We start from the raw sequence: 10,877 nt of genomic DNA on the forward strand, positions 1-10,877 counted from the left end.
CTCCATCACCACCGCCCCCACCGGAATCAGGGTGGAGCGCTCCAGGAACTGACCTTTCTGGACCATGTCACCCACCTTAGGAGGGCTCGCGCCGAGCCGATACTCCCAGCGCATGCTCCATTCTGGCGCGCCCCACCTCTGGGCGCGGGCTCCAAGTCCGGCGTGGGATCCGCGCTTCCCTCGGAACATGACGCACCAGGTCTTCGCCCGAGGTCCGCGACGCAGTGCGTCGGAATTCAGCGTTTGGAGCGAATTACCGCGTTTGTGCGCAACTTCAGACGGCGTCCTGGGACAATGGGGCAAGGACTCTTTCTTCCATCCCCCTTTTTATCCGCTGGAGCCCCCCACCATGAGCACCATCGAGCGCGGCCGCACCCTCGTCGGCACCACCCCTCGGACGTCCGTTGCGCGCACGTCTGAAGCGAACACGGTGGCGACGCCCGCGGTGCAGCCGACCGCGCAGCGCACCGGCGCGGTGGTGGATGGCTTCGACAGCGCGAAGACGACGAACACCGTGGCCGCCGCGCAGGTGTTCACCGCTCCGGCCGGCTCGAAGGACAAGGTCTATGACGGCAAGCTGGTGGGCGCGGGCGGCCAGACGTTCGAGCCCGGCACGCCGCTGAGCGACATCCCCGCCTTCACGCCCAAGAACAACCCGAACGCGACGGCCACGCTCATCTACACGAACGGCATGCGCACGGAGAAGGACAAGCAGGCGCGTGAGCTGCAGGCGCTCGCGGACGAGACGGGCATGCGCACCATCGGCGTGCACAACTCCACCGAGGGCACCGTCGGCGACCTGCTCCAGGCCGTGAAGGACAAGCTGGGCAAGGGCACCAACCCCGCCGTCGACACGCTGGCCGACGCCGTCTACGGCGAGCTGAAGGCGGGCCGGGACGTGCACCTCGTCGGCTACAGCCAGGGTGGCCTCATCACCTCGCGCGCGCTGTCGGACGTGGCGCGCCGGCTGCGCATCGAAGACGGGATGTCGCCGGAGCAGGTCCAGCAGACGATGAGCAAGCTGAACGTGGAGACGTTCGCGGCCGCCGCCTGCACCTACCCGGACGGCCCCAACTACGTGCACTACATCAACAACCGCGACGCGGTCCCCACCCTCTTCGGCCTGGGCGGCAAGGGCTGGAGCCCCGCGGACATGCTGCGCCACGCGGGCAAGGACGCGAAGGTGCACTACTTCTCCGAGGACACCGTGTTCTCGGGCGCGCACTCGCTGGTCGACACGTACCTCAACCACCGCGTGCCCTTCGAGCAGGCCCGCGCCGGCGAGTTCTGAGAGCTGCCCGTCAGTCGTGGTAGATAAGCAGCCATGACGCGAGACGAGGCGACTCAACTGGTGCAGGCGTACCTGGCGGCTCAGGGCGTTCCCCTGAGCCCCGGTCTCAATCAGAAGGGGCTCGGCGGAGCCGCTGTCGGCGAGGCGCAGCTGTACTTCGAGCACTCGGCCGACACGGGCGAGCTGAAGTGCAGCGCCCTCATCTACCGCTTCCGCGACGCGCCCCGCCCCGGCGTCCTCGACGGCTTCCGCGACGAGCAGAAGGCCGGCACGGACGCGGGCGGCGGTACCGTGGACTTCGAGTCGGAGAGCAAGAGCCTCTTCCTCAGTCGCACGTACACGACGCGCCCCATCGACTTGGTGTTCGCCTCCGAGCTGAGCAAGCTGATGGCGGCGAGCCTCGTCTGGGGCGTGGACGTGTTCGAGCGCGTCGCCGCGAAGGTCATCCCCGCGCAGTCCCGCTGACATGGCCCTCGCGTTCTCCCGTCACATCCAGTGGCTGCTGGCCACGATGGGCCTCGCCAAACCCCCGCCCCCTCCGGGCGGACCCATGACTCGCGAGGCCGCGCGCGCGCTCGTCCGGTGGTACCTGCAGACGCAGGGCGCCGGGATGAGCGAGGGGCTCAACGAGAACGGGCTGGGCGGCACCATGGTGGGCAGCGCGCAGCTCTACTTCGAGCACCACGCGGACACGCAGGTGCTGGAGTGCAGCGCGCTCGTCTACCGCTTCCGGGAAGACCCCAAGCCGGGTGTCATCGACGGCTTCCGCAAGCAAGCCCAGGACGGCACGGACGCCGGCGGTGGCTCGGTGGACTTCGAGGAGGAGAACAAGAGCCTCTTCCTGAGCCGGACGTACGCGCAGATGCCCGCGGGCGCCACGTTCACGAAGGACATGGAGCGGCTGATGAAGGCCAGCCTCGCCTGGGGCACCACCGTGCTGGACCGCGTGGCGAGGAACGTCTTCGGCACCTGACGGGCCCCCGCTCGCTGCAGGGGCCCGGGCGGATATCCCGGGCCCGCTGAGCGGCGGAGCTACACCGCCTGGAGCACGTAGAACTTGAGGTACTTGCCCTCGGGGAACTGCAACCGCACCGGGTGGTCCGGCGGCTGGTAGCGCTCCTCCACGAGCGCCAGGTCGACGCCGGCCTTGAAGCCCGCTTCGCGCACCGCGCTCATGAAGTCGTCCGGGCTCACGCGCGCCGAGCACGACGCCGTGGCCAACAGACCGCCCGGCCGCAAGAGGCTCAGCGCCTGCCGATTCAGCGACGCATACCCGTCCAGGGCCGCCTGCACCGCGCGCTGGCTCTTCGCGAAGGCCGGCGGGTCCAGGATGATCATGTCGAAGGTGCGGCCCTCGTCCTTGAAGGACTGGATGACCGTGAACACGTCCGCCGCGAGGAAGTCATGCTTCTCCGCGGGCAGCCCGTTGCGCGTGAAGTTCTCGCGCGCCAGGGCGATGGCTTCCGGGTCGATGTCCACCGAGAACACGGTGTTCGCCCCGCCCAGCGCCGCGTTGACGGAGAAGCCGCCGCTGAAGCTGAAGCAGTTGAGCACGTCCCGGCCCTTGGCCAGTCGCCGGATGAGGTGACGGTTCTCCCGCTGGTCCAGGAAGAACCCCGTCTTCTGCCCGCGCCACACGTCCACCATGAAGGTGACGCCGCGCTCGCGGATGGCGATCTGCTCCGGCGCGTCCTGCCCGTACAACATGCGCCCCGAGCCCCGACCCTCGTCCTCCTCCACGTCGTCCCGCGCCACTTCATCGCGACCGACGATGCCCTTGAGGCCCGGGATGCCGGCCTTGAGCGCCTCGACGATGAGCGGGCGATACGGCGTCAGGCCCGCCGAATACAGCTTCATCACCGCCCAGCCGGCGTAGAGGTCCACCACCACTCCCGGCAGCCCGTCCCCCTCGCCGTGAATCAGGCGGTAGCTGTCCGTGTCGGTCAGGTCGAGGAGCGACTGGCGCTCCGCCAGCGAGCGCCGCACCCGGCGGGTGATGAAGCCCGCGTCCACCGTGTCCCGCGAGTCGCGCGTCAGCACCCGCACCGCGATGGCCGAGTGCGGATCGTAATACCCCCGCGCGACGAACTTCCCGTTCTCCGTCAGGTCCACCACGCTGCCGGCGGGAATCCTCGGCACATGCTCCAGCGCCTTGCGAAACACCCACGGGTGCCCCGCGCGCAGGTGGCGCCCCAGTCCCCGCGCCAGCTCCAGCTTCACGACATTCACGGTGTCACTCCTCACGAGCCCCACGGCCCCGCCGAGCGAGGAGGGCCCGAGCCAGCTCCTCGAAGCCCTTCCCCTCGGCTGCCCGGGTAATGAAAGCCGGCGGCGCGTCGATGCGGTCCAACACCGCGCGCACGTTGGCTACGCCCACGCCCAGCTCGAAAGCCTGGAACATCGGGGCGTCATTGAAAGAATCCCCTACATACACGTAACGGCCGTCCCGAGGCTCCAAACGCTCGCCCCACGCCACCCGCGCGAAGCGCCGCGTCGCACTCAGCTTGTCGAAGCGACCGAGCCAGCAGTTGACATGCACGGACGAGCGCACCGCCGTCACCCCGCGCGCCCGCAGCAGCGCTTCGATGCGCGACGCCCCCGCCTCACCCAGCCGGGCTTCCTCGTTGTAGTCCACGGCCAGGTCCACTTCCGTGTACGCGCTGTCCACCGACAACCGCGCCCCGGGCACCTGCTTCAGCACGCGCCCGACTTCCTTCTCGAGCCGACGCCGGTTCGCCACGCGCTCGGCCGGTGCCTCCAGGTACACCTTGCGGAGCCCCCGCTTGCCTCGCAAGAAGAACAGGCCGCCGTTCTCCACGATGACTCCATCCACCGGGAGTTGCCGCGCCCACGCCTCACCCCACCCCGCCGGCCTGCCACTCACCAACACCACGCGCAGGCCCGAAGCGGACAGCCGCTCCAGCGCCCGCACGGTGTCCGCGCGCAGCCGGTGGCCGGTGGTCAGCGTGCCATCCACGTCCGTGAAGACACCCTCGACACGGGACAGGTCCGCCTCGCGCAACGGGCGCGGTACCGCCTTGCTGGCAGCCGCCATCACATCACGTCCAGCTGGGCCAACAGTCCCTGGAACACTTCGATGGTGGCGCGCAGCTCCGGTCCCACGAGCTGGGCCAGGGGCTGCTTTCGCGCCTTGCGCAGGAACGCGTCCATGTCGGAGGCCCGCCCGTAGAGGGACTGGGCGCTGACGGCCGCCTCGGCCAGGAGTCGGGCCGAGGCCGGCGCGTCCGAGTCCGACAGCATCAGGGCCCGCTCCAGCTTCACGCCGCAAGAGGCCCACACCTCGCGGTCATGGATGATGAGCACCTGGCGCTGGTTCACCGCGGACAGGCCCCGGACGAACGCGTCCAGCTCGCTCACCACCTTGAGCAGGTCCTGGCGGGAGGGGTTGGGGAGAATCGCCAGGCGACCCACCTCCGCGCGCATCTCCACGATGTGCCGCTTGTCCTGCGCGCGCAGGTTCCGGTACGCGGCCGTGCGGCCAAAGGCGTCCATCTCCGTCTGGAGCTGCTGCGCGTTCCACTGCACGTCCTCGGGCTCCGCCTCGCGCACCTTGTTGTGCCGCGCCGTGAGGATGCGCCCCAGGTCCGCGGTGATGGCGCGCACCGTCACCGCCGCCTTCACCTCCGCCTCGTGCCCGGGCACCACCTGCGCCCGCGTCACCTCGCCAAAGGTGCTCGCCGTCTCGAAGACGAGGTTGCTGACCTGCTCGCGGAAGCGCGCACGGAAGCTCTGGATTTCAGCCAGCAGCGTCCACCGGTCGCTCACCACGGACGGGTTGCGCATCGCCTCGCCCAGTTGGGTAATCCCCTGCGCGAGCTGCGTCATGGCGTCCTGGAGCAGCGTGGCCGGGTCCTGGAAGCGGGCCCCGCCCACCTCGCGCAGGATGTCCGCGAGGCCCGCGGAAGGCTGTGCGGGGAACTGCTCGCGGATGACGTTCAAGAGGGCGTTGACGTCCATCACCGTGTCTCGGATGACGGGCGCCATCTCCTCCCAGAGCGACAGGTCCGGGCTGGAGTCCACCACCGGCGTCTCGTACTTCACCAGGTCCATGTCACTCAGCCGGCCAATGGCCTGGGCGGCGGCGGCATACACCTTGCGCAGCCGGCCCGCGAAGGCGCGGTCGGGGTGGGACTGGAGGATTTCTTCGAGCCTCGGGGTCAGGGAGGCCTGCGGGTTTTCAGCGTCAGCGGACACGGGGGGCACACTCTAGCGCTCGACTTCCGCGCGGGGGAGTTCTAGCACTCGGATCGGGGCCGCGCCGCAAGGCCCGGGAGCGCTACGGGATGATTCAGGTCTGTCTGATGAAGGACGGAACCCTCTTCACCGGGGGTGAGGAACTGCTCGCCGAGGAGGGACGGAAGTGGATTGACGTCCTCCACCCCGACGAAGCGGTGATGGCCCGGCTGGCCGAGCGCTTCGGCCTCCACAGGCTGGCCGTCGAGGACTGCCTCCACCTGGACCAGCGGCCCAAGCTGGAGGAATACCCGAACCATGTCTTCATCGTCCTCCAGGGGTTCACCACCGGGAAGGACGTGTGCGAGCTGACGCTGCATGAGCACCACTTCTTCCTCGCCAAGGAGTGGATCATCAGCGTGCACGAGCTGCCCTTCTCGGGGCTGGACAACATCCAGCAGCGCGTCCGCTCGGATCCGAACGCGACGCTGGGACGGGGCACGGACTTCATCCTCTACCTGCTGGCGGATGGGCTGGTGGATGCGCAGTTCCCCATCCTCGACACCTTCGGTGACGAGTTGGAGGACCTGGAGGTGTCCATCTTCGAGCGGGCGGAGAAGTCCCAGCTGCAGCGCATCTTCGAGATGAAGCGGATGCTGGTGCAGCTGCGCCGGGTGCTGTCCCCGCAGCGGGACGTGGTGGGGCTGATGGCGCGGCGGGGCATCCCCCACGTCGACGAGCGCTCCACGCTCTACTTCCGCGACGTGTATGACCATCTGGTGCGCCTGTACGAGCAGATTGATGCCGGGCGCGACATCCTGGGCAACGTCATGGACGGCTACCTGTCCATGGTGGCCAACAAGACGAACGACATCACCAAGCAGCTCACCATCTTCGCCACCATCTTCCTCCCGCTGTCGTTCATCGTCGGATTCTTCGGACAGAACTTCGACGTGCTGTCAGGGCGGGGCTTCTACATCAGCATGTGGGTGATGATCATCGGACTGCCCGTGGGCCTCTTCTTCTGGTTCAAGCACAAGCAGTGGCTCTGAGCCCTGTTCGGAGGACGCATGCTGACCGTCACCGTGGATGGACTCTCCCTGCACTACCGCGACGTGGGCCAGGGCCTCCCCGTCCTGCTGCTGCACGCCTTTCCCCTCAACGGGGACGCCTTCGACGCCCAGGTGAAGGCGCTGTCCGGGCGCTACCGCTTCATCATCCCGGACATCCGAGGCTTCGGGCAGAGCATGCCGGGTGAAGGCCCCACCGAGATGTCACGCATCGCCAGTGACGCGCTGGGATTGCTGGACGCGCTGAACATCGACCGGGCCGTGGTGGGCGGAGTGTCCATGGGCGGCTACGCGGCCATGGCCCTCTTGCGCGAGGACGCGGGCCGGGTGGCCGGGCTCGTGCTGATGGACACGCAGTGCACCGCCGACGACGACGCGGGCAAGGCCCGACGGGAGGCCTCCGCGAAGGACGCCCTGGAGAAGGGCGCGGACCCCGTCATCCAGGCCCTGATGCCCAAGCTCATCTCCTCGCCCCCGGATTCGCCGGTGGGGCGCGTGGTGGAGGCGCAGATTCGCACCGCCTCGCGCGAGGGCATCGCCGCCGCCCAGCGGGGCATGGCGCTGCGTCCGGACTCCAAGGACATCCTGGCGCGCTACGCCGGGCCCGCGCTGGTGGTGGTGGGCGAGCATGACGCCATCACCCCGCTGGAGAAGGCGAAGCAGATGGTGGACCTCATCTCCGGAGCGAAGCTGGAGGTCATCCCCGGCGCCGCGCACCTGTCCAACCAGGAGCAGCCGGAGAAGGTCAACGCGGCGCTCGACGCGTTTCTCGGGGCGCTCTGAGCGAGCCTCAGGAGCCCCGCGCCTTCGAGCGCCGGGCTTCCTCCAGGACGTGGTCCTTGAGCAGATAACCGAAGCCCGCGTTGTGGAGCCGGAGGACCAGGTCCTGTCGGGTGGAGCCGAACTCCTCCGCGGCGTCGTCCAGATTCCATCCCGAGGTGGCGAGCCGTTGCAGCAGGTACGCCCGCCGCGTCTGCGCCGCCGAGAGCCGGTAGGTCTTGAGGTACTCCAGCGTTCCGTCGGGGCTCACAATCGCCTCGCCCAGGTGGTTCTCCTCCGAGGGAAGCAGGCTCGTGTGGAAGTGCTGGAGCAGGAACGGCCCGGCCTCGTAGACCTTTCGGGACGTCACCTCCACGCCGAACAGCCCGCCGGCCATGAAGCCATGGAAGGCCGCCCAGTCCGCGCGCATGCGCGCCACCTCCGTGCGCAGGTCCTCCACGCTGGACACCCGCTTCGCGTCCAGGGACAGCCCCAGCTCCGGAGCTTCCATGAGATAGCCGTACTGCAGCAGCAGGTCCCCGTAGAAGTCCTCGAGCAACGTCCGGTGCAGGAGGCGGTAGTCATCCGGGTGCGCGACGATGAACGCGGAGAGCAGTTCATCCGCGTTGAACAGCAGCATGCCCACCTGATTCTCGTGGACCTCGAACGTGCGCAGCGCGCCATCCAGCGCGGTGCTCGCCCACCCGGGCACTACGCCCTCTACTCGCGGACTCAACCCGTGGGACAGGGCCGCTCGCGAGTACTCCGCCCAGGCGATATCCGGCCCGCCGAAGTGCAGGGCCAGGAAGCCCTCCATCGCCAGGTGCAGGGGCAGCATGCGCAGTTGGTTGCGGTCTTCCCGGTGCACCATCCGATGCAGCAGCCGCACGGGGACCGGGCCCACCTTCACGCGCTTGCCCTCGGGCGCCTGCAGGCGCGTGCCGAAGACGGCGTCCGTCTGCCGGTGCGTCCAGCTCACCACCATGCCGTGGGGAATGTAGGAGACGTACTTGAGCCCGCGCCCCGTCAGTGGGCCCTCCAGCGACACCACGGAGACCGCGTCCGAGTAGTCCCTGCGCGCGAAGCGCAGGTCTCCCCTCACCTCGTCCCGCAGCACCGGCACCAGCCGGATGCGTCCGAAGACTTGCGACGGCGCCAGCCTCAGGCCCTTGGGCTCCAGCCGCTGAATGAGTCGCGCGTCGCTCATGCCTCGCCCTCCTCGACGCTCACGGGCGCGCCCGGTGCCACGCCCACCTCCACACTCGCGTTCCGGCGAGCATCCCGCTCCAGCCAGGACGCCACCCGCGCGGAGAGATAACGCTCCAGCTCCGCCAGCGACGCGGTGCCCTCCGCGAAGCGCGCGAAGCCCAGCACCGTGGGCACGTCCTCCGCGTCCCGCACGCCCACCGTGGCGACGGCTCCACCGAACGAGCGCGGCGAATACTCCTCCGCGTCGAAGACGGGATTGACGTGGACCAGGGCCGTGCGCCGCCCCGGGTCCAACCGCTCCCGGAACACCCGCGTCAGCTCGGCCACGGCCTTGGGCGGGTCATTGTCGTAGCCGTCGGAGACGATGACCACCAGCTCCGCGCCCCAGGCCAGTGCATCCAACAGCGGCGTGGCGAGGTCCGTCTGCCCGCGTGCGGTGACGCGCAACGGCTCCTCCACGGGACAGGTCCAGAAGGCCCGGTACTCGCGCGCGGAGGCGGACAGCAGGTAGTGCGCCGCCAGGGCCACCCCCAGCGGACGCCGACGCTTCTGCAAGGAACCCGACGAGGAGTAGCTGTTGTCCAGCACCGCCGCCACCCGGCCCAGGGAGGCCGGTGCCCGCGCCAGCACCCGCGCGGAGGCGCGCTCCAGCGCCGTGTGCAGCTCGTCCCGGCGCGCCTCGCGGACCGCGTCCGTCATCGACAGGGCATAGAGCGCAAGCTTCGTCAGCGGCGCGCGAGACAGGTCCACCGGCGGCTCCCCGCCCCCTTCGCGCGCGGCGGACTCCTGGAGGCGCAGCCGCTCCGCCTGGGTGAGCCGGGGCTCGATTCGCTGGAGGAACACGTCGCGGGGGACACCGTGCTTCTGGGCCAGGCCCTCCGCCACCGTGTAGGGCAGCTCATAGAGCGCCTCCTGGGCGAAGTGGGCCTTGCGGAACGTCTCCAGCAACGGCTGGGTGTAGACGCGCTTCTTCCATCCATGGAAGAGGAACGGCCCCAGCTCGCCGTCCAACTTCAGGTGGCCATGCACCACCGCCGCGCGCAGCTTGGCGCGGTACTTCACCGCGTCGAACGGCAGGCTGGAGCGCCCCGACAGGTACTCACGGACGATGGCGCGCGTCCTGCGGTTGTTGATGTGCCGCGAGCGCAGGGACTCCAGCACCCGGTAGGCCCGCTGCGACGGCAGGCTCCGCAGGGCGGCGGCGATGAGCGCGCCCTCCTCCCGCCGCTCCGCCGCGTCCGCCGGACTGCCGACGGCGAGCAGGTTGAGGATGATCTGCGCCTGATTGAAGTGGTTGATGCCCGCGGCGAGCGTGCGCCGATAGAGGCGCCGGTAGTTGCCGAGGATGTACTGGTGCAGGAACTCGATGGAGACCGACTGCCCGCGCGCGTCACCGTAGAACTCCCGCTGGCCCGTGCAGGAGAAACACGCGTTGACGAACATCACCAGGTCCTCGCGAGCGACCTGTTCGATGCGGACTTCGGCGGCCAGGGCCATCGCGCGCACTGCCTCCAGATGGGAGAGAGGAGCGCCGCTCGGGGAGAAGTGAAACGACCAGCGTGTCAGGCTCCAAAGGCTTGAATCGGAAGTCGCATCGGAGTCCCGCGAGCGGCGCTCCGAAGCTACCACACGTCCCTCAGTGAAGACTCCTGACGCTCGCCTTCAACGGCTCACGGCTGGCAAGTCACCTCGGAGTTGTCCACCTCACAGGTGGCGCACGTCGCCGTCTCCACCAACACTCCCTGGCGGCACTCCAGCACGGCCTTGCCATCCCGTCGGCACAGCCCCCGGCCCTCGGAGCTGGAGGAGCACGCGTCCCCCCCCACGTTGCCAGAGGTGTCGCACCGCACGGCCTCGTCGGACTCGCGGCAGCCGAGCGGACCCCGGCAGGGAACTTCCCGCCACGTCCCGGTGCGGCATTCCAGCGCCAGGACGTTCTCCTGACAGACGAAGCTGCCCGCCTCGTCACAATCATCTCCCGCGCTGGCGCCACCGCAGCCGGCAAGGAGGAGGGAACCAACGACGGACACTAGGACGAAGAGAGAGCGGTTCATGAGCTTGCGACCAATATTTCGAGCGTACCGCCGCCGGTCAACCACCCAGTGTCGTCTGGAAGAAACGCCGGAAATTTCCTCCCATCACTCGTTCCACCCAGGACTCCGGATGTCGGCGCAGCAGTGCCGTGGTGAGCAGGTGCAAGTCGGTGACGTCCTTCATCCCCCGTGGAAGCGGCACCATTCCGTCGTAATCCGAACCCAGGCCCACGCCTTCCTCGCCCATGACGTCCACCGCGTGTTCGATATGGCGGACCACGTCATCCACCGCGTCGCCTCCCAGATAGACGGGGGCGAAGA

The 10,877-nt window shown here is 68.9% G+C and carries 12 protein-coding genes; 5 read left to right on the forward strand and 7 right to left on the reverse strand.

The window, feature by feature from the left end; translation table 11 throughout:
• The first annotated feature begins 349 nt into the window (after positions 1–349).
• The 3 genes from HR086_RS39485 to HR086_RS39495 all read left to right on the forward strand — a co-directional run bounded on the left by HR086_RS39485 (position 350) and on the right by HR086_RS39495 (position 2,264).
• The gene (locus HR086_RS39485; protein WP_141643272.1) at positions 350–1,291 is read left to right on the forward strand and encodes a hypothetical protein; all 942 of its coding nucleotides are present in this window, start codon (positions 350–352) and stop codon (positions 1,289–1,291) included.
• A 33-nt stretch (positions 1,292–1,324) separates the two neighbouring features.
• Complete coding sequence (locus HR086_RS39490) at positions 1,325–1,756, forward strand: hypothetical protein (protein WP_174458671.1); 432 nt, start codon at positions 1,325–1,327, stop codon at positions 1,754–1,756.
• An 85-nt stretch (positions 1,757–1,841) separates the two neighbouring features.
• Entirely contained in the window at positions 1,842–2,264 is a 423-nt protein-coding gene (locus HR086_RS39495) for a hypothetical protein (RefSeq protein WP_174468197.1), read from the forward strand.
• Positions 2,265–2,323: 59 nt separating this feature from the next.
• Here the strand turns inward: HR086_RS39495 and HR086_RS39500 are convergent, their stop codons facing one another.
• From HR086_RS39500 to HR086_RS39510, 3 genes are read right to left on the reverse strand one after another with little or no spacing between them, the layout of a single operon-like run.
• Positions 2,324–3,520, reverse strand: coding sequence for a class I SAM-dependent rRNA methyltransferase (locus HR086_RS39500; RefSeq protein ID WP_141643274.1), 1,197 nt, complete (start codon positions 3,518–3,520; stop codon positions 2,324–2,326).
• Positions 3,521–3,524: 4 nt separating this feature from the next.
• Positions 3,525–4,346 carry an HAD-IIB family hydrolase gene (locus HR086_RS39505; protein WP_174468193.1) on the reverse strand — a complete coding sequence of 274 codons (822 nt, stop codon included), beginning with the start codon at positions 4,344–4,346 and terminating at the stop codon, positions 3,525–3,527.
• Complete coding sequence (locus HR086_RS39510; protein ID WP_141643276.1) at positions 4,346–5,515, reverse strand: hypothetical protein; 1,170 nt, start codon at positions 5,513–5,515, stop codon at positions 4,346–4,348. Before HR086_RS39510 ends, HR086_RS39505 begins: the two co-directional genes overlap by 1 nt.
• Positions 5,516–5,595: 80 nt before the next feature.
• Here HR086_RS39510 and corA point away from each other — a divergent pair, with 80 nt between their 5' ends.
• Both corA and HR086_RS39520 read left to right on the forward strand, forming a co-directional pair.
• Positions 5,596–6,537: a magnesium/cobalt transporter CorA gene (gene corA, locus HR086_RS39515; protein WP_174458669.1), complete on the forward strand. Its 942-nt coding sequence runs from the start codon at positions 5,596–5,598 to the stop codon at positions 6,535–6,537.
• 18 nt (positions 6,538–6,555) lie between these two features.
• Positions 6,556–7,338 carry an alpha/beta fold hydrolase gene (locus HR086_RS39520; protein ID WP_174462682.1) on the forward strand — a complete coding sequence of 261 codons (783 nt, stop codon included), beginning with the start codon at positions 6,556–6,558 and terminating at the stop codon, positions 7,336–7,338.
• 7 nt (positions 7,339–7,345) lie between these two features.
• On the opposite strand, the gene HR086_RS39525 is transcribed toward HR086_RS39520, so the two are convergent.
• From HR086_RS39525 to HR086_RS39540, 4 genes are all read right to left on the reverse strand, one after another.
• Complete coding sequence (locus tag HR086_RS39525; protein ID WP_174468194.1) at positions 7,346–8,521, reverse strand: hypothetical protein; 1,176 nt, start codon at positions 8,519–8,521, stop codon at positions 7,346–7,348.
• Complete coding sequence (locus tag HR086_RS39530; protein WP_254614550.1) at positions 8,518–10,020, reverse strand: hypothetical protein; 1,503 nt, start codon at positions 10,018–10,020, stop codon at positions 8,518–8,520. Before HR086_RS39530 ends, HR086_RS39525 begins: the two co-directional genes overlap by 4 nt.
• A gap of 173 nt (positions 10,021–10,193) precedes the next feature.
• A complete protein-coding gene (locus HR086_RS39535; protein WP_174468195.1) occupies positions 10,194–10,577 on the reverse strand; it encodes a hypothetical protein in 384 nt (127 codons plus the stop codon).
• Between the two features lie 37 nt (positions 10,578–10,614).
• A partial coding sequence (locus tag HR086_RS39540; protein ID WP_174468196.1) for a membrane dipeptidase occupies positions 10,615–10,877 on the reverse strand: 263 nt, incomplete at its 5' end.

The organism is Myxococcus sp. CA039A, from assembly GCF_013336645.1.
Taxonomy (GTDB): Bacteria; Myxococcota; Myxococcia; order Myxococcales; family Myxococcaceae; genus Myxococcus; species Myxococcus llanfairpwllgwyngyllgogerychwyrndrobwllllantysiliogogogochensis.

Bases quoted from the DNA above. Each gene is read 5' to 3' on its own strand.
- HR086_RS39485 (WP_141643272.1), top strand. From the start codon at position 350: ATGAGCACCATCGAGCGCGGCCGCACCCTCGTCGGCACCACCCCTCGG.
- HR086_RS39490 (WP_174458671.1), top strand. From the start codon at position 1,325: ATGACGCGAGACGAGGCGACTCAACTGGTGCAGGCGTACCTGGCGGCT.
- HR086_RS39495 (WP_174468197.1), top strand. From the start codon at position 1,842: ATGACTCGCGAGGCCGCGCGCGCGCTCGTCCGGTGGTACCTGCAGACG.
- HR086_RS39505 (WP_174468193.1), bottom strand. From the start codon at position 4,346: ATGGCGGCTGCCAGCAAGGCGGTACCGCGCCCGTTGCGCGAGGCGGAC.
- corA (WP_174458669.1), top strand. From the start codon at position 5,596: ATGATTCAGGTCTGTCTGATGAAGGACGGAACCCTCTTCACCGGGGGT.
- HR086_RS39520 (WP_174462682.1), top strand. From the start codon at position 6,556: ATGCTGACCGTCACCGTGGATGGACTCTCCCTGCACTACCGCGACGTG.
- HR086_RS39525 (WP_174468194.1), bottom strand. From the start codon at position 8,521: ATGAGCGACGCGCGACTCATTCAGCGGCTGGAGCCCAAGGGCCTGAGG.
- HR086_RS39530 (WP_254614550.1), bottom strand. From the start codon at position 10,020: ATGGCCCTGGCCGCCGAAGTCCGCATCGAACAGGTCGCTCGCGAGGAC.
- HR086_RS39535 (WP_174468195.1), bottom strand. From the start codon at position 10,577: ATGAACCGCTCTCTCTTCGTCCTAGTGTCCGTCGTTGGTTCCCTCCTC.